Consider the following 22,875-nt stretch of genomic DNA (forward strand, 5'->3'; position numbering starts at 1 on the left):
GTTCCCGTGAAACGCCAGTCCCGCAATTCCAGGGCGGAGGGCCCTGATTAACCTTCACTCGTCGAATCACTGCTCAACGTGAAGCATCAGGGCCGACCGTCATGTCATTGCTGGTTGTGTATATGCCCTTCGGATCACAGATCGATCTTCTGGTAGGCCTCCTTGGCGAAGGCGTCAGGATCGTTGGTCTTCAGGAAGCCGATCTTCTTCAGACCTTCGGAGAAGAACTGCACATCGTCCTGAATCTGTGCGGCCTCGTTGTCCTGAACGCCGTAGTCGTAGTCCTTGAACAGCTTGACGATCAACGCCTTGTCGTTGATGGTGGAGTACTTGTTCTGCATCACGATGTCGGCGGATTCCTCAGGGTGCTGGGCGATATAGTCACGAGCCTTGTTGAGGGCGCGGATGATGGCGGCCATCTCGTCAGGCTTCTCCTTGATGATCTTCTCGGAGCCGTAGAGGAAGCAGCAGAAGCGCTTGGCGAACTTCGGATCGGAGCCCAGATCGAAGATGATGTCCACAGTGCCCTTCTGCTCCTGGATGGTGGGCAGCGGATCCCACAGGGCGGCGGCATCGATCTGGCCGTTCTGCAGAGCTTCGAACTCGAGGTTGGCGTCGTCGAACGGCAGATACTTCACATCACCGTTCTTCTGATCCACGTTGAGGCCCGCATCGCCGAGCCACAGGTTGGCGGCCTCATATGGCGTGCCACCAATCTCATCAACGCCAATCGTCTTGCCCTTCAGATCCTGAGCGGTCTTGATCGAAGAGCCCTTCTTGACTGCGATCTTGATGCAGCCCTTGTTCAGTGCGCCCACAACCTTGGTCTTCACGCCGTTCTCGATGGACGGGAAGAACTGGAAGTCGCCGTTGGTCACGGCGAAACGACCGGTATCAAGACCGACCTTACGGGTTTCGGTATCGGCGGTCACCAGCTTGGCGTTGATGCCCTCCTCCTTGAAGAAGCCCTTGGCCAGTGCAATGCCGATCGGCGAGCTGCACAGCGAGCTGGACTTCGGGAATTCCACTGTGCCGTATTTGTAATCGGCACTAGCGGTATTGGAACTGGAGCTACCCGTGCTGCTGCTTGGTGCAGAGGTGCTTACTCCACAGCCACCAAATGTCAGTACGGTCAGCAGCACGCCGAAAATGGCAGTGCCTTGCATGATGAGACGATGCTTAGTAAGCATTTCCCCAACCCCTCTCTCTGAGCCATTCCACACTACTTGTAGAGCATCAATAAATACCGCTCTGCATAAATGGTTCTCATTGATAATTCGCGATTGCTGATTGCTTTCGCCCCTCGCTTGTCTCATGGCTTATACCCAACAAGTCCACGTTCTTGCGAAGTACTTTCATACTACTTCGCAACGTCGGTAAAACCGCGAGATTTCAACGTTTTTGGGTTCTGGATATCCGATAGCACGGTATATGATTCGCTTATATGCGGGATATAAATATGCGCGATACGTCGTGCAACGTACCGCGCATAGCAAGCTTGAATCATCGTATGCTATCGATGATTCGTTTATTCAAACACACTGATTGATTTTATGACAGCAGATTGTCGATCTGTTGATCGAGGCCTTCAATATCGCTCTGCTGATCACCAAGTGCCTCATAGGCCTTTTCCAACGCTTGGCCAAGATCCTCAATCAAATCATCCACATCCTCAATGCCGACGGACAGACGAATCAGCTCGTCGGTGATGCCGACCTTCAGACGCTCCTCACGAGGCAGCTCGAAATGCGTCATGCGGGCCGGCAGCTCGGCCAGGCTTTCCACTGCGCCCAGAGACACCGCGAGACGGAACACCTTGAGGTTGTTAAGCACCACGGCCGGATCCACACTATCCTTGACCTCGAAGCTCAGCACACCACCGGCGCCTTTCAGCCCCTTGGCGGCAAGTTCACGATCACCGCCCTCACCCAGGCCCGGGTAATGGACCGTCTTGACCAGCGGATGCTTCAGCAGATAATGCGCGATGGCGGCGGCATTCTTCTGCTGGCGGTCCATACGCAGCGCCAGCGTCTGGATGCCGCGACGAACCGCATCGCATTCGGCCGGGGGCAGTATGCCGCCCAAACGGTTCTGCGCGAAATAGATGCGCTCCGCCAGATCCTCGCTGGAGGTGACCACCAGACCGGCAATCACGTCGGAATGGCCGGCAAGATACTTGGTGGCGGAGTGGAGCACCACGTCAGCGCCCAGATCCAGCGGCTGCTGGTTGTATGGGGTCACGAACGTATTGTCCACAATCACCAATGCGCCGTATCGATGGGCGATGGCCGCAATGCGATTCACATCATTGACCTGGAGCAATGGGTTGGTGATGGTCTCGAAGTAGACGGCCTTGGCTGGCGCGGTGTCGCCATTGCCGCTGATGGCGCGCTCCAGACGCTCGAAATCATCGGATGTGTTCACCGTGGTCAATCGCAGTCCCCAACGGGTGAAGTGGTCGTTCAGCTGCGAATAGCTGCCTCCATATACATTGTCTCCGGCCACGATGCGGTCGCCCGGCTTGAAAATGGACAGCACAGCATGAATCGCAGCCAGACCGGAAGCGAACGCGAAACCACGCGTACCGTGTTCCAGCTGAGCGATCTGCTGTTCCAGGAAATCACGGGTCGGATTGCCGCTACGCGCATAGTCATAACGTGGTGAGGCACCCACGAACGGGAACGTATAGGTGGAGGAATTATAGATGGGCGGATTCACAGCCCCCGTATCGTTGTCGTGTACTGGCAAGCCATGAACGAGTTGCGTGTTGAATCGTGCCATAACGTATATTCCCCCTCGTTATGCGGATAGCATGTTGTCGATGCGATCATGTCAACGCGCGAGGCATTGACATTCCTCATGTCAGCTGCATCAGTTGTTTGTTGTGCTCCATAGTCCAGAAGGCTTTTGGGCTTGATATGACCATACTTCACCTGCGATGCCTATAACCCGGCGTTGTTATACGCATTGCTTATGGGCTGTTAGAGGTATGGCTCGCAAAGTCAGGAGGTGCGCATATTCAGCCGATTGCGGCATCGTCGGCAATCTGCTGAAGAAATTGCCTGGTACGAGATTGTTGAGGATGCTCGAATATCTGCTCCGGAGATCCTTCCTCCACAATGACTCCGCCTTCCATGAAGACCACATGCGTAGCGACATTACGGGCAAATCTCATCTCATGAGTCACTACGATCATGGTGATGCCTTGATTCGCCAGATTCTTCATTACAGATAGCACTTCACCGATCAGTTCAGGGTCCAAAGCGGAGGTCGGCTCATCGAAGAAAATGACCTCGGGCTTAACGGCAATCGCACGTGCAATCGACACACGCTGCTGCTGACCGCCGGAAAGTTGGGAGGGATAGTAGTCGTATCGATCCGACAGACCGACTTTATCCAATGCTTCCTTTGCGATTCGTTCCGCATCCTCTTTCGGCACACGATGCGCGCAAACCAATGGTTCCATAACGTTTTTCAGCGCCGTCTTGTTGATGAAGAGATTGTAATTCTGGAACACAAACCCTGTTCGTCTGCGAACCTCAAGAATCTGCTTATTGGAGGCATCATGCAAATCGTATACATCATTGCCAAGCTGCAACGTGCCGGCATCAGCCCGTTCCAAATAGTCCAGGCAACGCAGAAACGTGCTCTTGCCCGATCCGCTCGGGCCGAGTATCGCCACGACGTCGCCTGATTGCAGGGAAAGACTGACATCCCGTAACACGAGATTGTCTTCGAACGATTTTTTCACGCCAGAGACGATCACCTGAGCATCTGCCATATATCCATCTTCCTTACGTTATTCAGTGCACTGAAATCCGAATATCGTGTTTCATGCGAGATCACGCACGATATCGTCCGAGAACATGCAAGCACCCCGCCATGCACCATTCGATGATCAGCGCGATGCCCCAATAGATCAAAGCCGACGCCACATATGCCTCGACAAGGTTATACGACTGCATTACCGGCTGCAGAGCCGAATTCATCACATCCATGACTCCGACCAAATAGGTCAGAGCCGAGGCTTTCAACAAACCAATCAGCATGTTCGTAAGATTCGGAATCACGGCAGGAACCATCTGCGGCAAGACAAGACGATGGATGACCTGCCATCGGGTAAGTCCTGCCGCGTATCCAGCCTCGTACTGGCCTTTCGGAACGGAAAGCACGGCACCCCAATACATTTCCGTGAACATCGGAATAAAGGCCCAACTCAGAATAAAAACGGCGAAGTACATGATATTGACATCACCGACCCGCACGGACAGGTGCAAAGCCGACGCCACTGGATTGAAGCACAGCATGTAGAGCACATGGCCGAATACGATAAACAGGTAGAGCGGTATGCCTTTTTGAACAGTCAGCACGATCTGGATGATTTGCGGCAGTACCGGAACCTGGAACAGGCGCAATGCCACGATGGCCAATCCGATCACGGTGCACAAGAAAAACGGTCCGATGACCATGATCAACGATTGAGGAATAGCGTGCAATCCGGCGATGAGTGCAGAAAGAAACGAGTCCCAATGGAATTCCATATCGTATCCTCACCTGCCAAACGTGACGCGTTTGTCCAACAGGGTAAAAGCCCATTGCAATACGATGCTGATGATGATGAACAGCACCGCCGCCGCCGCATATGACTGCAGCAATCGCCCTGTTGCGCTACCGAGATTGGCGGCCTTGCCCATCATGTCCATAACACCAACAGCCGCTGCCATGGAAGTGGACTGGAACAAATACACCACATTGACTCCGAATCCAGGCAATGCGAACTTGGCGGCTTGGGGGATGACAATTCGCCTGAAGATCGCTCCCCGAGTCAGCCCTGCCGCCTCACCAGCCTCATATTGCCCGCGAGGAACCGATTCCAAAGCGCCACGGAATAATTCCGCGAGATATCCGGCCGTATTAATGCCGAATGCCACAATGACGAAATACAACGCGGATAAAGCGTCGATGTCCACACCGGTAATCGACTGCACCAGTAGCGGCAGGCCGTAATACACGATGAATACCTGGACGATTTCAGGAGTGCCGCGCACAAACGAGGTGAAGACAATGGCAATCTGCTTGGCAACAGGAATGGAGAATACCCGCACGAAGGCCAGCAGTAATCCCAATAGGACGCCAATGGCCAACGAACCGCCGACGATGAGCAATGTCATAGGCAGTTGCGCCGCGATCTTTGGAATGAAATGAATGAAACCATTCCAAGTAAAGTAATCCCCCACTATTCCTCGTTTCCCCGTTTGTGCGCAGCAACGTATGGAAGATACTCAGGCCACCGACTTGGTGTAGTCATCCCCCAGATACTGCTGAGACAACTTGCTCAGCGTGCCGTCGTCAGAGATCTTCTTCAGACCCTCATCAAGGGCCTTGGCCAGTTTGGTGTCCTTCTTGCCGACCAGGAACGACGTCTCGGACTCTTGAATCGGCTCGCCGACCTTCTTGGCCTTGCCCTTCAGCTGCCCCAGATCGAAGGAAACAGGATCGGAATAGGTGGCATCCACCGCACCGCTTTCCAGAGCAGTAGCGAGCTGCTCGCCAGACCAGTTCGCGTACACCAGATCGATCTTCTTGTCAGGATTCTTCTTATTGAACTCTTCCAGCGTGTTGGCCACATCCGTGCCCTGTGTAGCTGCTACTTTCTTGCCGGCAAGATCTTCAATGCCCTTGATGGAGGCCTTGCTGTTGTTGCTGACATAGATATACGCCGGAAGATACAGGTGGTATGGCTCAGTGAGGTTGTACTTCTGCTTGCGTTCCGCGTTGACGGTGAACACGCATGATGCAACATCCACCTTGCCGGAGTCCAAGGAAACGATAATGTTCTGGAAATCCAGCGGCTTGTAATCGAACTTGTAATCAGGCAGCGCGTCATCAACCGCTTTCAGCACGGCAATCTCATATCCGTCCAGATCACCATTCTCATTGAGATAATCAAACGGCTTATAGGCATTGTTCACGCCAATGGTAACGGTCGTGGTCTGTTCTCCACTCGCGCTCCCCGCCGCGCCGCAAGCGGTAAGCCCAAAAACGGTTGCAGCGGCTAAACAGATGCCGGCCACACGCTTGGCAGTAGATAATGCGTTCATGGTTATTCTTCTTTCTTTTCTCTGATTCGATAGCAATAATGCGATTGGCCCAAGCATCAACAATGCTCATTGAGCCTGAAACTCAAGATTCGCAGGTAGCGGGTCGCTAATGAGCCGGCTCCAGGCGAATGCTCCGCGCTCCAATTGGTACAGCTGAATCAATGATGCGGCAATGCCCTGTGCACCATTGAAATACCCAATCGGGCGGGTAATGACATCCTTGTGCGCATGCTCCCAAGCTAGAGGCCACACTACGGAGCCATCATCCTGAACTTCAGCCTGGCCAAGAAGCACTCGTGCCGACCGCCGAGCCAAAGCCTTCCAACGCGGATCGCCGTCATGCGCATACAATCCGATGAAGAATTGCAGGAGCCCGGGAACACCGCAGCAATACGACAGCGTGTTCCACAAGCCAAGAGACTCATGCTCAGGAGCCCCCAACGCCTCCAACCCGTCGACACGATTGCCGATGGCATGCAAATAAGCGTCATCACCGGTGAGCTGGTACAGCTTGAAGAACAATCGCGCAATGCCCGCCACACCGGAGCAAATGCCGAGCCAATACGTCGACCCTTCCTGCGAGGAGGAAGTGGCGTTGAGCACGCCGCCGCCAACAGGCGTCGCCTGCTCATCGAGATACAAGGCCACATCTTTGGCGGCCTTCAAATACGTTGCATTATCGAATACGTCAGCAAGGACTGCGAACAGATATCCGATGCCCGCACTGCCTACCATGAATCCGGGAATAGTGGCATCACTGTATGCGCGGAATTCGTCGAAACGCAATGCTCCGCTATCAGTGCGAATTCCCTTGGACAATATATGGCGAGCCGCCGATTCGATAAGTTCACGCAACGTCTCGTCGTGCTGCTTCTTAGCGAGGTATAGCTGCGCAAGAAACAGCAATACGCCACCATCCAACATCAACACGGCGTTATCCGTCCAGTACGATCCGGTCGCCTGGCTATGCACTTGGCCACGATAGAAATCAGCAATCCGCTCCGCTGCCTGGAGATACCGCTCGTCATCAAATTCCTGGTATGCATCAAGCAGTCCCAACCCGGTCCCTGCAATGCCGTAGTGCAGTCCCAGCTCCGAAAGAGGGAACGGTGGATTGGACGGGGATTCAATGCCAAGATGCCAATGTTCGGCCGTGTAATCCGCAGCGCCTTTGGCTATGTTCTTGTATCGTTCATCACCCAAAGCCTTATATAGCTTGATATAGAAGTAGTAGCCGCCGGCTGAACCATGGTGCAGCGTCACGTCGATGCGATCCTCACCAGGGACCCTCCAATAGATGCCGTCTGCATCCGAGACCTGGAACCTACTGATGTAGCGTTCAGCGGCAAGTGCCGTATCACGGTAATCCTCAATCGTTTCGGGATCACGGGCAAGATATGCCTTGCCGTCAACAAAGCCATACCGGTTATTATCGTCAGTCACTGTATCGTCCTCATCAGTATTATTGGCGGATTCGAATACCATTCACATGCCATTACCAGCAACGGACTCAATCTAAAGCATCCCCATCAGCAACACGTTGGGCTTATTATCGCGGTTTGATGTGCAAGTCCATAAGCCACGTTTATATGCACATACGCATACACGCATAACACGCATGACGCATGTGGCATATCAGCAAACGACTTTGGCTCAATGGAGGGTGACAGCCGTCACAGGGGAGGACGGCAGGAACCGGTTCCCGCTGAGGATGATTTCGCGAACCATAGGCCAAACAACATACATGCTCGATATGGCCTCGGACTTGCCTCGCAGCAGGCTGGTCCGAGGCCACCACCATATCGAGCATATGCGAGCAATCAGGCAAATACCCCGGAAGTCAGCTGGTTGAAAACGTCGGACTGGGCGTGACGCTCGATATAGCGTTCGAAAGCGATATCGAACGCCTGACCGAGATCTTCAATCAGGTCGACGGCGTCTTCAATGCCGATGGACAGACGAACCAGTTCATCGGTGATGCCGACCTTGAGACGCTCTTCACGAGGCAGTTCGAAATGCGTCATGCGACACGGTAGTTCGGCGAGGCTCTCCACCGCGCCCAGCGATACCGCAAGACGAAACACGTGCAGGTTGTTGAGCACATCCGCAGGGTCCACGCCGGGCACCACTTCAAAGCTCAGCACACCGCCCGCGCCTTTCAGACCCTTGGCGGCAAGGCGCTGGTCGCCCGCGCCGGGCAGACCCGGGTAATGCACGCATTTAACAAGCGGATGGGCAAGCAGGTAGCGGCCCACGGCGAGCGCATTCTCCTGCTGACGATCCATACGCAGTGCCAGCGTCTGGATGCCGCGACGAACCGCATCGCATTCGGCCGGTGCCAGAACACCGCCCAAACGGTTTTGCGCGAAGTAGATGCGGTTGGCCACATCCTCGCTGGAGGCCACCACCAGACCGGCGTTCACATCGGAATGCCCGGCCAAATACTTGGTGGCGGAGTGAATCACCACATCGGCACCGAGCTGCAGCGGCTTTTGCAGGTATGGGGTCACGAACGTGTTGTCCACGATGGCGAGCGCACCGAAACGGTGGGCCACTGCTGCAATGCCGCGCACGTCATTGACCTTGAGCAGCGGGTTGGTGATGGTTTCGAAGTAGACGGCTTGCGCTGGCGCGATGCCGTTCGCGGGATCGCCCTGCACGGCAGCCGTGAGAGCGGTCAGGTCCTGGGTGTCGATGGAGACGACTTTGAGACCCCAGCGGGTAAAGAATTCATTGAACTGCGAGTAGGAGCCGCCATAGATGTTGTCTCCCACCACGATGCGGTCGCCCGGTTTGAAGATGGACAGCACGGCATGAATCGCAGCCAGGCCGGAAGCGAACGCGAAACCACGCGCGCCTTCCTCAAGCTGGGCGATCTGGCGTTCCAGAAAGTCACGGGTCGGGTTGCCGCTGCGCGCGTAATCGTAGCGGGGCATCGCGTCGACCCTCTCGAAGGCATATGTCGTTGAGTTGTAGATCGGCGGGTTCACGGCTCCGGTGTTGTTGTCGTCAACCGGCAGTCCGTGGACGAGCTGAGTGTTGAACCTGGTCATTGCGCACCCCCTTTAAGTGTTTCGTAGCGCGAGCCATTGCGTAGGGCCGTTCCCCACGCGGCACGATTACGACGATAACGCGGCAAGCCCGCAATGTCACCGGCGTGGCTATATAGGTTGCTTATAGATGGTTATGCGCACTCCCGCTCAGGCCTGTGCGCTGCGCGGATTTGAGCCGATAGCTTGCTCGGTGACTACACTGTGAGGCATGAAGATATCCAAGGCGCTGACCCGGCTCAAGGGCTCTGAATCCTCCCCCGTGTTCCTGCTGCTGCATGGCTGGGGTTCCAATGAATACGATCTGCCTGACCTGCTGAACTACTGCGGTGCCGGCTCGGCTGACTATGCGAGCCTTCAGGCTCCCATCGCCTATGGCATGGGATACACATGGTTCGGCGACTGGGCGCACGAAGGTGTGCCGGAGGGCGCTTCGCTCGAACGTCAAGCGCTCGAAGCCGCTCAGGCCATCGACGCCTGGGTCAGTGACAACATTCCTGCGGACCGTCCTGTAGTGACGATGGGATTTTCGCAAGGCGGCCTATTGGCCTGCCATATGCTGCGATTCAATCCTGAACGATATGCGGCTGCGGTTTCCTGCTCAGGCTGGCTCGCTCCCGGCGCGATGCCGGGTGACGCGGAGCTGAAGACTTTGCAACGCCCGGTGTTCTATGGCCACGGTGCGGTTGATGACATCTTCCCCGCCGCCGACGTGCAGGCCATGAGCGCTTTCTGGGCTGAGCACAGCGCACTCACCGAACAAATCTATCCCGGCATGGCGCATTCCATCAATATGCCGGAAATGCGCGATATTCAGCGGTTCCTGGAATCGAATGATTTCGTACGGCCGCAAATCTGGTAGGTCAGCTCGCGTAGTCGAGGTGTTTGAACTCGGGCACCTTGTACCATTTGACCGGATAGCCGGCACCATGCGCGCAGAAAACCGAATCCGGGGTGTTCTCCAAATCTGATTCCGGGTCATACCCGGCTGCGCGAATCACCTGATCCTCGTTATGGCATGGCCGGTATCCACCGAATGTGGCGGAGAATCGGCCACGGCCATGCGTGTACTGGCTGACCTCCATCGCATAGTCACGCATTTCGGATACCGGAGCAGAACCGGTGATCACCGCGTACTCGCCATCGTCGGCAGGCGGGTCGAACGTGCCGGCCATCCGTTGAATGTCGCTCATCGCGCGACCGATCATGTCGCTCGGCACCTCAAGCCTGAACCGATACCACGGCTCCAGAATCCGGCAATTGCCAGGCTCGCTCGTATCGGGACGTTCGTCAACCGGCGTTTGCGGATGACCGTCGACTCCGGCATGCGCCTCCATAAGGCCCTGACGAATCGCCCGGTATGTGGCTTGGCGGAAATCACCGCCCTCGGTGTGCTTCAAATGTGCTTTGCCGGCCACCAAGGTCATCGTGATATCGGTCAGCGGCGCGCCGATCAGCACACCCAGATGCTCCCGTTCGGTCAGATGGGTGAGAACCAGTCGCTGCCAATTGCGATCCAAATCGTTTTCGGACATCGCCGAGGCGACGCGCACACCACTGCCCGGCTCACCGGGTTCAAGGAGAATATGCGCTTCGGCATAATGGCGAAGCGGCTCAAAATGGCCAACGCCTTCAATCGGCTCGGCAATCGTCTCCCTGTAGAGAATCGAACCGGTGCCAAACGACACATCCAAGCCGAATCGTTCAGCCAAGGTCTGTTGGATGATCTCCAGTTGCACCGCGCCCATCAACTGCACATGGATTTCCTGCAAACGTTCCACCCAGACCACATGCAGCAGTGGATCCTCATCCTCCAATTCACGCAGGGCGGCAAGCACCTTATGCAGGGTCAGATCATCGAATTGCGGACGTGGAACTGCGGCTTCGTTCGCAGACGCCTTCTGCGACTCGCCAGCATCCTCAGATGCATCTTCAGCCGTGGTGGTATCACGCACTCCCGCACCGGTGCCGGCTGATGCTTCAGCACCTGCCGGCAATACCGTGTAGGTGAGCACCGGCTGCAATGCAGGAGCCCCTGCATCCGGCTCTGCTCCGAGCCCTGCACCAGGAAAGGTCTGGGTCAATCCGGTTACCGCGCATACCCCACCAGCCGGCACTTCGGTCACGGTCTCAAATTTGGCACCGTTATAGACACGAACCTGATCGATTTTCTCGCTCCACTGCTGCGTTTCCGGGTCCGCGGCCGAAGCAGAAGCGTTACCATGCACCACTTCCTTGGCTTTGAGCACACCACCGGTTACTCGCAGCCATGTCATGCGATTGTGCTGACCATCGTGCGCGATCTTGAAGACTTTTGCGCCAAATGTCTCGGGCCAGACACGTTCGCGGGTGAACAGCTCCATGCCGTCGAGGAATTCCTCTACTCCGTCCAGCTTCAATGCCGAACCGAAATACGCAGGGAACAGCTCGCGCGCCTGAATCATACGGCCAACCCGATCAACAGTCAGCTCCCCATGGTCTAGATACTCGTTCATCGCTTGTTCATCAAGTGTGGCGATATCCTCGGCATCATCGCCGAAATCCACAGCACTCGTTGCATCAACATTGGCGGGGTCCTTGATGCACGGGAATGGGGATACCGCGTCGCTGAGGCGTTTGCGCAGTTGGGCAAGCACCGCTTCCCTATCGAAGCCTGCGGCATCGCATTTATTGACGAAGATGAATGTCGGCACATGATAGCGGGCCAGCAAGCGCCACAATGTCCCCGTATGGCCTTGCACGCCATCGGTGCCGGATACGACCAGGATCGCGTAATCCAGCACATTCAACACTCGCTCGGTTTCCGCGGCGAAATCCACGTGGCCTGGCGTATCCAGCAACGTGAGTTTCAGGTCGCCATGCTCCACCAATGCCTGATGGGCGAAAATCGTGATGCCTCGGGCCTTTTCCAGCGCATTCGTATCCAGGAACGCGTCACCATGGTCCACGCGGCCGAGCTTGCGAATCTCACCGGATCGATACAGCAGCGCTTCGGACAACGTGGTCTTGCCGGCGTCCACATGTGCCACAATGCCCGCTACGATCCGCTTCATACTCCCTGCTTTCCGACCAGCTTTCGCCCGCCTCAACCCACACCAATATATACGATGGCGTCGCTCACGAACGCAAGACGAACCCGAACGTATCGTTTCCATGAATTCACGGAGATTATCGCTCCGAATCGCTTGTCATGGTCTGTTGGAATTTGTTGACGGTGATAGGCTTTGTGTACACGTTCGCCTGTGGGGAGTCCAGTGTTGGGCTAAGGCGAATGGTGAGAGAAAGGACTCACAGCATGAGCGACGAACACACCAACGACGAAGTTCAAGGCAACGGGCAAATACCATTTGACCAGCCCTCCACTCCGGCACCTGATACTCAGCCGGCCAATGAACCAGCACAGCCCTCTGCGCCAAATCAGCAATTCCCTACACAGCCGTTACCAAACCAGCCGCAGCCTTGGCAGCAGCCTGTTCAAGGTCAACCACAACCTTGGCAACAGACCCCGGCACCCTGGCAGCAGTCCATCCCGAACCAGCCAGGCCAAGCCAACTATCCGCAGTTCAGTCAACAACCAGGTCAGCCATACTTGTATCCGCAACAACCCGCTCAGGGGCAGCCCGGGCAACCAGCACCCTGGCAACAAGTACCTGGTCAGCATCAATTTGCGCCGAACACGCCACAGGGTCAACCCGGGCAGCAGTTTGCCGGGCAGAATGCCCCAGCATGGCAACAGCCTATGCCAGCTCGTCCTGGAGCACCGGTGCCTCCAGGCCAACCGGTTCCCGGATATCCACAGCAACCCGGTATGCCGGCACCGAACAAGAAGCTGTCGCACAAAGCCCTTATCGGCATCATCGTCGGCGCTATTGCCGCTGTTATTGCCATCATTCTTATCGTGGTATTTGTGGTGAAGCCAGGATCGTTGGCTCAGGACGATTACATTGATGCGCACAAGCAAACCACTGAGATGTACACGAAGTACAGCAGGGTTTCCTCCAGCCTGGTGAACGCCATGTCTACGGCATACAGTTCCACATCCAAGTTCACCAAGGATGACGCGTCCAAGATCAAAACCAAGGTGAAGGCATTCGATGACGCCAACGCCCAGTTCGCTCAGATGAAGGCCTACCAGAAGGACGAGGATGTCAAGCAGGCGTTCGACAAGTATCAGACCAAGGCGAAGAAGTTCTCCACGTGGGCGAATAATCTTGCCGACACCGCCGTGCCGATGAGCGAGGCCACGCAAGCTTGCGATCAGGCGCCTTCCTCCTCCTTGTATGACAGTGATTTCTACACCTCGTACGATACGTATATCTCCGATTGCACCGCCGCCTTGGATAAGCTCACTGATTCCAAGGTGAGCGGTATTCCGGAATATGCGAAGTCGCTCAAGGACTATCTGACCTCGGTTAGCGACATTCTCAAGCAAATGCAGGCATTGGGGAACCCGGATACCATCGAATACGGTACCAACGCGTACACCCAGATGTCTGACCTGATCGACAAGTTCTATGAGGTGCAGTTCCCGTATGACGCGTCGACCAAGCTCAGCGATGAGTTCAGGGATGCCGAAGAGAACGCGGATCCGTCCAAGGAGCTGAATGATCTGACCGACAAACTGCAAGACATCATCACCGAACGGGCGAAGTAGTCTCGCATCTAATCCGGCCCTATCGCCCGACCCCGTTGGCGTGCGTTCCGCTGATTCTTCGGCATGACACCACCACACCAGCGGGGTCGTACCATGTCGATTCCGCTACAATAACCATGCGAGCATGCACAACAATGCCGAACAATGCTGAATGTTGAAGCACCATGAGGAGCAATCGTGACTAATTCCGGTATTACCGTTTTCGGAAGACCCTCTCAAACGCAGGCGGCGTATGAGGTTCCATCCGAGCCGGATGCATTAGGCTTCCCTCGTAACTATGTGACGCTTGATTTGGAGACCACCGGCTTCTACCCGAATCGGTGTGCGATTACGGAAATCGGTGCCGTTCGTGTGCGTGACGGGCATATTGTCGACCAGTTCCAGGAGTTGGTGAATCCACTTCGTCCGATTCCGCGGCAAATCACGGCCTTGACCGGTATCAGTGATGCGATGGTGGCGGATTTGGATCCGATTGATGACGTGCTCCCCCGCTTCATCAGTTGGCTGGCTGATACGCAGGCGGATTCCATTGCCGAGCCCATCGTGGGTCATAATGTCAGCTTTGATTTGCGCTTTCTCGACTACAACACCCGTCATATTGCCGGCGTGCCTTTTGCATGCATGGATTATGACACCATGCAGATCAGCCGTGTGCTCTTCCCTGCGCATAAGCATCATCGCTTGGCTGATCTTATCGTGCGTTTTGGCATTGCGGAAAACGAGGAGCACCGTGCGCTGAGCGATGCCATCCAAACCCAGGAATGCCTCGAATGGATGCATCAGTACACCGCTGAACACTGCGACGCCGCAGCCATCGACTGGCGTTCGGTGCCGGCGAAAACCAGCACCGAAATCATCCATCAGCAGCTTATACTGCGTTAATCGTCTTCCAATACGAAGGAAGCCCCTGCGCATATCGAGGGGCTTCCTATCGAAGCATTGATTGCTTGGCAGACCGCTGATGTGTGCAACCGCGTCCAGCGGTGCTACGGCTGACTGCAATCAGCCGCGTTTGGCGACCAGCTTTTCGGCATCCGCAGTTAGCGATTCCATAATGGCATGCTGTGCGTTTTTCACATATTCAAAGCCACCGGCATCCGCAAACGCCTTTTTGGCTTGCGGGTCATAGGAAGCGGCTTTGGTGACGTGCGCGATGGCCACCAGCACGTTCGGCCATTGCGAGTCGGGCGCGTCATTGCCGAGTTCGGAGTAGAAACGAATGGTTTCCACATCATTGGGGTTGGCACCATTGCCTGGAGCGGACTTCAGAGCTTCAACGATGCCAGCCAGATATTGCTTCATTGGATATTTGGTTGGAATGCTCATACTTCATACGGTAGGAGCATTCCAACGATTTGTTAAGCGGGAACCGCCGATAATTGAACGGTTATATTCTGTGCGATTATAGGCCGTATTCCTTGGCGATGACATGCCAAAGGTCTTCGGCTGCCTGATCAACGGTGTTGTTGACGATGGTGACGTCGAATTCGCCTTCCGCAGCCAGTTCCACCTTCGCGGTCTCCAATCGGCGAGCCTGCTGCTCGGGGGTTTCGGTACCACGGCCGATAAGGCGACGCTTCAGCTCTTCGAAGCTCGGCGGCGCAATGAACACGTACACCACTTCGAGGCCGAGTTCAGTGGCACGCTGCTTGACGCGACGTGCACCCTGCAGATCGATTTCGAGAATCGTCGGCACACCCTGGGCCAGATGCTCCTCCACCGGCTTGAGCAGGGTGCCATAGTGAGCCATGCCGTGCACTACAGCGGTCTCCAAGAATTCACCGGCCTGCTCCTTGGCCAGGAATTCATCTTCCGTGAGGAACCAATAATTGACGCCATTGACCTCACCCGGGCGGGGCTGACGGGTGGTGGCGGAAACGGACACCCATACTTCAGGGTGATCGGCGCGGAGCTTCGCTTCCACGGTTCCCTTGCCCACAGCGGTCGGGCCGGTAAGCACAATCAGACGGCCTGCAGGCGTATGTTCGCTCATAGTTTCTCCTCAATACCAACTTGATGAATAACGAAATATCGGCACTCGTATGCTGAATGCCGATATATGTGTACGTTTCCCAATCACTAGCCAAGCAGTGAATTCCTCACATGCTTACGACCGGAAGTCCTTCAGGGCTTACTTGGTCTGCTCGCCTTCAGCGGTGGCCTCCATCAACGCCTGGCGCACGTCAAGGGCGATGGATTCGGTGGCCTGGCTTAGGGCCGCGATATCCGGGCCGTGCGAGGCGATAAAGCGGGAGACGGTGACCAGTACGTTGCCACGGGTACCCTTGAACACGGTCTTCAAATCCTTGGCCTCGGCACCCTGCCAGCCGTATCCCGGAGACAAAATCGGACCGGTGAACTTGGAAGGATCCACGCCGGAATCCTGCATCCATTGACCAATGGTTGCGCCAATGATCAGGCCTACAGAGCCCATGCCGTCAATGCCGGCATTGTGCTTCTGCGCGGTGGAGGCGATGCCGTATGCCACCGTGCGGCCCTTATATTCACCGCTTTGACGAATCGACGTTTGCAGGCTCATGCCTTCGGGATTCGAGGTCAGCGATGCGATGAAGACGCCGCGACCGTTTTCCAATGCTTCGGAAATCAGTCCGTTCAATGAACGGGCGCCATAATACGGCAGCAAGGTGATGGCATCAGCCAGCATTGGTGCGCCCGGCTTGAAGTAGGCATCGGCGATGGCGGAAATGGTGGTGGACAGGCCACCGTGCAGGCAGTCCACGATGGTGATGACGCCCATCTGACGGGCTGCATAGAGCACGCGCTCGAGCGCTTCGAATCCCTTGGATCCGTAGCGCTCGAACATGGACGATTGGAATTTCACTGCAGCCGCTCTGCCGTTGGCTGCCTGCAGCATACGCATGGAGAAGAGTTCGGCGCCTTCGGCGTCGACGTTGTACCCCCAGTCGGTGAGGAGCTTTCGATGCGGATCGATGCCTACGCATAATGGTCCGTACTTGGCCATCGAATTGCTCAATCGTAAACCGAAATCGGAACGCTGAGCTTGTAGCTCCTCGCCGCTGGTGGTAACCATCAGAACTCCTGTCTCTCCAATTCGAACAGCTGCTTCGAATGATCCTGGATGCTCATGATCTGGTAATCATTATGCTTCACGGCCTCGATGGCGAGCAGCGCTGCCTGGAATTCCGTAACGGTGGTGAACTGCGGCAAATCGGCGGCAATAGCGGCCGCACGAATGGAGTAGCCATCGGAGCGGGAGCCACGGGAGTTCGGCGTGTTGAGGATCATGTCGATCTTGCCGTCCTCGATGAGCTGAACCACGTTCTTGCCCACGGAACCTTCGGCGTGATGCACAACCACCGGCGCTTCCGGATCGGAGTCCATACGCGTGCTGATCTTGTCGACGATGTTGGAGTCGATGCCATAACGGCGCAGCACGGAGGCGGTGCCTTCGGTGGCCCAGATCTTGAAGCCGAGTTCCACCAGACGCACGGCGAGCAGCGGCAACTGGCGCTTATCGGTGTCGTTCACGGAGATGAACACATTGCCGGAGGTCGGCAGGCCACCTTCGTAGGCTGCGAGCTGGCTCTTGGCGAATGCGTGCGGGAAGTCGCGGTCGAAGCCCATGACCTCGCCGGTGGAGCGCATCTCAGGCCCGAGGAGGATATCCACGGTCTTGCCCACCGGGGTGCGGAAGCGCTTGAACGGCATCACGGATTCCTTGACCGCCACCTGCTGGCCGCGGTGCATCACGCCACCGTCGCCCTTGGGCAGCAGCAGGCCGTTCTTGCGCTGGTCTTCGATGGTCTCGCCGGCCATGATGCGGGCCGCGGCCTTGGCCAAGGCCACGCCGGTGGCCTTGGATGCGAACGGCACGGTGCGGGAGGCGCGCGGGTTGGCTTCGATCACATACAGCGTATTGGCCATGAAGGCGTACTGCACGTTGATTAGGCCCTGCACGTGGCAGCCCTTGGCGATGGCGTAGGTGCCTTCGCGCAGGCGACGAATCTGGTCGTCGGACAAGGTGGACGGCGGCAGGGTGCAGGCGGCGTCACCGGAGTGCACGCCGGCTTCCTCGACGTGTTCCATAATGCCGCCGATGTACAGTTCCTCGCCGTCGAACAGGGCGTCGACGTCGATTTCGATGGCGTCCTGCAGGAACTTGTCGATGAGCAGCGGGGATGGCAGACGGCCGGAGACCACGGTATCGGCCTGAGCTTGGGCCAGTGCGCGATCGACGTACTTGGTCAGCTGCTTGTCGTCGTAGACGATTTCCATGCCGCGGCCGCCGAGCACGTAGCTCGGGCGCACCAGCACCGGGTAGCCGATGCGGTGGGCGGCGTCCATGGCCTCTTCGAGGCTCAGGGCGGTGCCGTAGCGCGGAGCGTTCATCTCCGCCTTCTTCAGCACTTCGCCGAAGAGCTCGCGGTTCTCAGCCAAGTCGATGGATTCCGGCGTGGTGCCCAGAATCGGCACGCCGGCAGCCTTCAGACGTGCCGCCAGAGACAGCGGTGTCTGACCACCGAGCTGCACGATAACGCCCTTGACCGGGCCCATCTTCTTCTCGGCCTCGTAGATTTCGAGCACGTCTTCGAAGGTGAGCGGCTCGAAGTAGAGGCGGTCGGACATGTCGTAATCGGTGGATACGGTCTCCGGGTTGCAGTTGACCATGATCGTGTCATAGTCCTTGCCGAGCTCCTGCACGGCGTGCACGCAGGTGTAGTCGAACTCGATGCCCTGGCCGATACGGTTCGGGCCGGAGCCGAGGATGATCACGGCTTCGCGTTCACGCGGACGCAGTTCGGTTTCGTCGGCGTAGCAGGAGTAGTAGTACGGCGTTGCCGCATCGAACTCGGCGGCGCAGGTATCCACGGTCTTGTAGACCGGGCGGATGCCGTAGTTCCAGCGAAGCTCACGAATGGTGTTCTCGCCCTCGTCGCCCAAGCCGCGCAGATGTGCGATCTGCACGTCGGACAGACCGGCGAGCTTGGCCTTCTTCAGCAGCTTCGGCGTCAGGGTTTCGGCTGCGCGAACGGTCATGGCCATGTCGTTGATCAGCGTGATCTGCTTCAAGAACCACGGGTCGATCTTGGTGGCGGCGTACAGCTGCTCAACGGTGGCACCGCCCCAGATGGCGCGCATCAGCTGCAGGTAGCGGTGCTCGGTCGGCACATGCACCTGTTCGAGCAGTTCGGCGACTTCCTCGGCGGACGGCTTGGCGCCATCCCAGTTGAAGCCCATGTGGCGCTTGTCGATGGAACGCATGGCCTTGCCCAGGGACTCCTGGAAGTTGCCGGCCAATGCCATGGCCTCGCCCACGGACTTCATCGAGGTGGTGAGGGTCGGGTCGGCGCCCGGGAACTTCTCGAAGGCGAAGCGCGGCACCTTGGTAACCACGTAGTCGATGGTCGGTTCGAAGGATGCCGGGGTGGACTGGGTGATGTCGTTGCGAATCTCGTCCAGCGTGTAGCCAAGAGCCAGCTTGGTGGCGATCTTGGCGATAGGGAAGCCGGTGGCCTTGGAAGCCAGAGCGGAGGAACGGGAGACGCGCGGGTTCATCTCGATGACGATGATGCGGCCGGTGTCCGGGTGAATGGCGAACTGGATGTTGCAGCCGCCGGTGTCCACGCCCACGCCACGGATGATGGCGATGCCGATATCACGCAGCTTCTGGTATTCGCGGTCGGTCAGGGTGAAGCATGGTGCCACGGTGATGGAGTCGCCGGTGTGCACGCCCACCGGGTCAACGTTTTCGATCGGGCAGACGACCACGACGTTGTCGTTGCGATCGCGCATCAGCTCGAGCTCGAATTCCTTCCAGCCCTCGATGCCCTCTTCGATCAGCACCTCGTCGGTCGGCGAGTAGTGGATGCCGGCGCCGGCGATGCGGTGCAGTTCCTCCTCATCATGGGCGATGCCGGAGCCCAGACCGCCCATGGTGAAGCTCGGGCGCACGACCAGCGGGTAGCCGAGTTCCTCAGCGATCTTGTCGCATTCCTCAAGGCTGTGGGCGATGCGGGAACGTGCGGATTCGGCACCGGCCTCATCCACGACCTTCTTGAACAGCTCACGGTCCTCGCCGCGGTCGATGGCTTCGAGGGATGCGCCGATGAGCTCGACGTTGTACTTCTTGAGCACGCCGGCCTCGCCCAGTGCCATGGCGGCGTTCAACGCGGTCTGGCCGCCAAGGGTCGGCAGCAGCGCGTCCGGGCGCTCCTTGGCGATGATCTGTTCGAGGATCGGGGTGGCAATCGGCTCGATGTAGGTGGCGTCGGCCATCTCGGGATCGGTCATGATGGTGGCCGGGTTCGAGTTGACGAGGATGACGCGGATGCCTTCCTCACGAAGGACGCGGCATGCCTGGGTGCCCGAGTAATCGAACTCCGCAGCCTGACCGATTACGATCGGGCCGGAGCCGATGACCATCACGGATTTGATGTCGGTGCGCTTCGGCATATCACTTACCTTCCTTGCTATTGGCGCGGGCGTCGCGCGGATTGTTCTTCATCAGTTCGCAGAAACGGTCGAACAGGTAGGCCGCATCGTGTGGGCCTGCTGCGGCCTCCGGATGGTACTGCACGGAGAATGCGGGGATATCCACGCACTGCAGGCCTTCGACCACGTCATCGTTCAGATCGATGTGGGAGACGAACACCTTGCCGTACTTGCCGTTCTCGAACGGGGCATCCACCGTCTCGCCGATCGGGGCATCGACCGCGAAGCCATGGTTGTGGGCAGTGACCTCCACCTTGCCGGTGGTCAGGTCCTTGACCGGCTGGTTGATGCCACGGTGGCCGAACTTCAGCTTGTAGGTGCCGAAGCCAAGCGAGCGGCCCAGCAGCTGGTTGCCGAAGCAGATGCCGAAGAACGGGTAGCCGGCATCCAGCACCTTCCTCAGCAGTTCGATTTCCGGACCGGCCTGTTCCGGGTCGCCCGGGCCGTTGGAGAAGAAGACGCCATCCGGGTTCAGGGCTTCGATCTGCTCGAACGTGGTGGTGGACGGCACCACGTGCACGCGGCAACCGCGTTCTGCCATGCGGTGCGGGGTCATGCCCTTGATGCCGAGATCCACGGCGGCCACGGTGTAGAGCGGCTCCTTGCCCTCATATTCACCGCATGGCTCGATGGTGTACATCTCCTTGGTGGAGACTTCGTCATAGAGGCTCAGGCCCTGCATCTGCGGGGTGTTCTTCACGTCTTCCAGCATGCTGTCGATGTCGCGCAGCTTGCCGGTCTCCGGATTGAGCAGCGCCTCACCGGAGAAGATGCCGGCGCGCATCACACCGGCGGAACGCAGGTGACGCACGAGCTTGCGGGTGTCGATGTGGCTCAGGGACACGATGCCGTTCTTCCTGAGGTCATCGTCCAGGCTGCCCTCGGCACGCCAGTTGCTCACGTTCGGGGAAGGGTCGCGCACTACGTAGCCGGCGACCCAGATGCGGGAGGATTCGGGATCTTCGCTGTTCACACCGGTATCGCCGATGTGCGGGAAGGTCTGCACCACGATCTGGCGATCGTAGCTCGGATCGGTGAGCGTCTCCTGGTATCCGGTCATACCGGTGGCGAAGACGATCTCACCGGTCGTCTTGCCCAGGGCGCCATACGGCTCTCCCACATACACCTGTCCGTCTTCCAAAACGAGGACTGCATCGTCCTTGTCATACATCGGAATAGCGATGGTTCCGGACTCGTTCTGGCTCACCAAAACCCCCTTATGCTGTTTCGGGTATTCGTACCAAGGTTAACGGCCAGCTAAGACTCACACGCCGCCTTACTGGAATACGGCATGCAAACCATGCCTCGCTGGCGAAGGCATCCGGTTGGTACCGGTTCACATGGTGCAAGCAATTGCCACTTGCCCATGAAAAAGCCTCCCCGCAATGGGGAGGCTTAATCAATAACTATTCTTCCGTCTGCTGATTATCAACGGACGGGACTGCGGAATCAGCGGCGTCGGCGGACTCGCCATCGCCGGGCTCCTGCGCTGCGACATCAGCCGGTTCGGCGTCCTTCGCATTGCAAATCGCGGAAAGCAATCCGTGAATGAACGCCGGGGCATCGTCATCACACAAGGTCTTGGCCAAGGCCAATGCCTCATCGATGGCTACCTTGTCCGGCACCTCGTCATTGAACAGAATCTCCCACGTGGCGATACGCAGAATATTGCGATCGACCACGCCCATGCGCCTGACCTTCCAGCCCGTGGAGTAATCATCCAGTGTGCGATCGATCTGGCGGCGATGTTCCGCCACGCCACGAACGATTTCAATGGCGTAGTCAGGAAGCGGGGTCTGAGCACCCGGGTGAGCGATACGCTCATCGAGCAGAGACAGGATATCCTGGCTCTTTTCATCTGCCTCATACAGGGTGTTCAGAGCTCTCTTACGCGCGGTGGAACGTGCCATACTGCTGCTAATCCTCCAGTGCTGCGGAAAGAATCAGTTCTCGCGGCCGGTGTAGGAGCCGTCTTCGGTGTTGATCTTGACGCGGTCGCCCTCGTTGATGAACAGCGGCACCTGGATCTCGGCACCGGTTTCAACGGTGGCCGGCTTGGTGCCAGCGTTGGAGCGGTTGCCCTGCAGGCCCGGCTCGGTGTGGGTGATGGTCAGGACCACGGAGCCCGGCAGATCAACGTTCAGCGGGGTGCCGTCGTGGAAGGACACGAGGCAGTCGGTGCCTTCGAGCAGGAACTTGGCCTTGTCGCCCACGAGGGTTTTCGGAACCATGATCTGGTCGTAGGTGGTCATGTCCATGAACACGAAGTTGTCGCCATCCTCGTAGGAGTACTGGAGGGTGCGGTTGTCCACGGTCTCGAATTCCATCTTCATGCCAGCGTTGAAGGTCTTGTCAACAATCTTGCCGGAGAGCACGTTCTTGATGGTGGTGCGCACGAAAGCGGGGCCCTTGCCCGGCTTGACGTGCTGGAACTTCATGACGGTCCACAGCTGGCCGTCCAGGTTCAGGACGGAACCGTTCTTGATGTCATTGGTAGTCTGTGCCACGTTATTCACCTGTTTTCAAATCAAACTTCTAGGGCAATGCCCAAAAATTGCCTCGGCAATTATGCCACAACGGGTATACAGAAGGGCGG

At 57.4% G+C, this 22,875-nt stretch carries 19 protein-coding genes; 3 read left to right on the forward strand and 16 right to left on the reverse strand.

Going from position 1 to position 22,875, the window contains the following annotated elements; genetic code table 11:
• Window positions 1–134 precede the first annotated feature (134 nt).
• From F7D08_RS08855 to F7D08_RS08890, 8 genes are all read right to left on the reverse strand, one after another.
• Window positions 135–1,190 carry an ABC transporter substrate-binding protein gene (locus tag F7D08_RS08855; RefSeq protein ID WP_152210277.1) on the reverse strand — a complete coding sequence of 352 codons (1,056 nt, stop codon included), beginning with the start codon at window positions 1,188–1,190 and terminating at the stop codon, window positions 135–137.
• 361 nt (window positions 1,191–1,551) lie between these two features.
• Window positions 1,552–2,781 (reverse strand): trans-sulfuration enzyme family protein, encoded by a 1,230-nt coding sequence (locus F7D08_RS08860; protein ID WP_152210278.1) that lies wholly within the window; start codon window positions 2,779–2,781, stop codon window positions 1,552–1,554.
• A 238-nt stretch (window positions 2,782–3,019) separates the two neighbouring features.
• A complete protein-coding gene (locus F7D08_RS08865) occupies window positions 3,020–3,781 on the reverse strand; it encodes an amino acid ABC transporter ATP-binding protein (protein WP_152210279.1) in 762 nt (253 codons plus the stop codon).
• A 61-nt stretch (window positions 3,782–3,842) separates the two neighbouring features.
• Window positions 3,843–4,541, reverse strand: coding sequence for an ABC transporter permease subunit (locus F7D08_RS08870; RefSeq protein ID WP_152210280.1), 699 nt, complete (start codon window positions 4,539–4,541; stop codon window positions 3,843–3,845).
• Window positions 4,542–4,550: 9 nt separating this feature from the next.
• Window positions 4,551–5,237: an amino acid ABC transporter permease gene (locus F7D08_RS08875; RefSeq protein ID WP_193316279.1), complete on the reverse strand. Its 687-nt coding sequence runs from the start codon at window positions 5,235–5,237 to the stop codon at window positions 4,551–4,553.
• A gap of 45 nt (window positions 5,238–5,282) precedes the next feature.
• Window positions 5,283–6,101 carry a transporter substrate-binding domain-containing protein gene (locus tag F7D08_RS08880; RefSeq protein WP_193316280.1) on the reverse strand — a complete coding sequence of 273 codons (819 nt, stop codon included), beginning with the start codon at window positions 6,099–6,101 and terminating at the stop codon, window positions 5,283–5,285.
• A gap of 66 nt (window positions 6,102–6,167) precedes the next feature.
• The gene (locus tag F7D08_RS08885) at window positions 6,168–7,544 is read right to left on the reverse strand and encodes a lanthionine synthetase LanC family protein (RefSeq protein ID WP_226803455.1); all 1,377 of its coding nucleotides are present in this window, start codon (window positions 7,542–7,544) and stop codon (window positions 6,168–6,170) included.
• 377 nt (window positions 7,545–7,921) lie between these two features.
• A complete protein-coding gene (locus F7D08_RS08890) occupies window positions 7,922–9,154 on the reverse strand; it encodes a trans-sulfuration enzyme family protein (RefSeq protein WP_152210284.1) in 1,233 nt (410 codons plus the stop codon).
• Window positions 9,155–9,362: 208 nt separating this feature from the next.
• On the opposite strand from F7D08_RS08890, the gene F7D08_RS08895 reads away from it, so the two are divergent.
• The gene (locus tag F7D08_RS08895; protein WP_152210285.1) at window positions 9,363–10,013 is read left to right on the forward strand and encodes an alpha/beta hydrolase; all 651 of its coding nucleotides are present in this window, start codon (window positions 9,363–9,365) and stop codon (window positions 10,011–10,013) included.
• A gap of 1 nt (window position 10,014) precedes the next feature.
• On the opposite strand, the gene F7D08_RS08900 is transcribed toward F7D08_RS08895, so the two are convergent.
• Window positions 10,015–12,204 (reverse strand): elongation factor G, encoded by a 2,190-nt coding sequence (locus tag F7D08_RS08900; protein ID WP_152210286.1) that lies wholly within the window; start codon window positions 12,202–12,204, stop codon window positions 10,015–10,017.
• 755 nt (window positions 12,205–12,959) lie between these two features.
• On the opposite strand from F7D08_RS08900, the gene F7D08_RS09770 reads away from it, so the two are divergent.
• Together F7D08_RS09770 and F7D08_RS08910 are read left to right on the forward strand one after the other, a co-directional pair.
• Entirely contained in the window at window positions 12,960–13,805 is an 846-nt protein-coding gene (locus F7D08_RS09770; RefSeq protein ID WP_193316281.1) for a hypothetical protein, read from the forward strand.
• Between the two features lie 177 nt (window positions 13,806–13,982).
• Window positions 13,983–14,687 (forward strand): 3'-5' exonuclease, encoded by a 705-nt coding sequence (locus F7D08_RS08910; protein ID WP_152210288.1) that lies wholly within the window; start codon window positions 13,983–13,985, stop codon window positions 14,685–14,687.
• Between the two features lie 120 nt (window positions 14,688–14,807).
• Here F7D08_RS08910 and F7D08_RS08915 read toward each other — a convergent pair whose 3' ends face one another.
• The 7 genes from F7D08_RS08915 to efp all read right to left on the reverse strand — a co-directional run bounded on the left by F7D08_RS08915 (window position 14,808) and on the right by efp (window position 22,786).
• A complete protein-coding gene (locus F7D08_RS08915; RefSeq protein WP_152210289.1) occupies window positions 14,808–15,131 on the reverse strand; it encodes a hypothetical protein in 324 nt (107 codons plus the stop codon).
• A gap of 76 nt (window positions 15,132–15,207) precedes the next feature.
• A complete protein-coding gene (gene gmk, locus F7D08_RS08920) occupies window positions 15,208–15,798 on the reverse strand; it encodes a guanylate kinase (protein WP_152210290.1) in 591 nt (196 codons plus the stop codon).
• A gap of 138 nt (window positions 15,799–15,936) precedes the next feature.
• Window positions 15,937–16,857: an orotidine-5'-phosphate decarboxylase gene (gene pyrF, locus F7D08_RS08925; RefSeq protein WP_152210291.1), complete on the reverse strand. Its 921-nt coding sequence runs from the start codon at window positions 16,855–16,857 to the stop codon at window positions 15,937–15,939.
• Window positions 16,857–20,240: a carbamoyl-phosphate synthase large subunit gene (gene carB / locus F7D08_RS08930; RefSeq protein WP_152210292.1), complete on the reverse strand. Its 3,384-nt coding sequence runs from the start codon at window positions 20,238–20,240 to the stop codon at window positions 16,857–16,859. The genes pyrF and carB overlap by 1 nt, the downstream gene beginning before the upstream one ends.
• A 1-nt stretch (window position 20,241) precedes the next feature.
• Window positions 20,242–21,450 carry a glutamine-hydrolyzing carbamoyl-phosphate synthase small subunit gene (gene carA, locus F7D08_RS08935; protein WP_404979671.1) on the reverse strand — a complete coding sequence of 403 codons (1,209 nt, stop codon included), beginning with the start codon at window positions 21,448–21,450 and terminating at the stop codon, window positions 20,242–20,244.
• A gap of 235 nt (window positions 21,451–21,685) precedes the next feature.
• Entirely contained in the window at window positions 21,686–22,189 is a 504-nt protein-coding gene (nusB, locus tag F7D08_RS08940; protein ID WP_152210294.1) for a transcription antitermination factor NusB, read from the reverse strand.
• 33 nt (window positions 22,190–22,222) lie between these two features.
• Window positions 22,223–22,786: an elongation factor P gene (efp, locus tag F7D08_RS08945; RefSeq protein ID WP_033889801.1), complete on the reverse strand. Its 564-nt coding sequence runs from the start codon at window positions 22,784–22,786 to the stop codon at window positions 22,223–22,225.
• Between the last annotated feature and the right edge of the window lie 89 nt (window positions 22,787–22,875).

The sequence above is a fragment of the Bifidobacterium cebidarum genome (assembly GCF_009193305.1).
Lineage (GTDB): Bacteria > Actinomycetota > Actinomycetes > Actinomycetales > Bifidobacteriaceae > Bifidobacterium > Bifidobacterium cebidarum.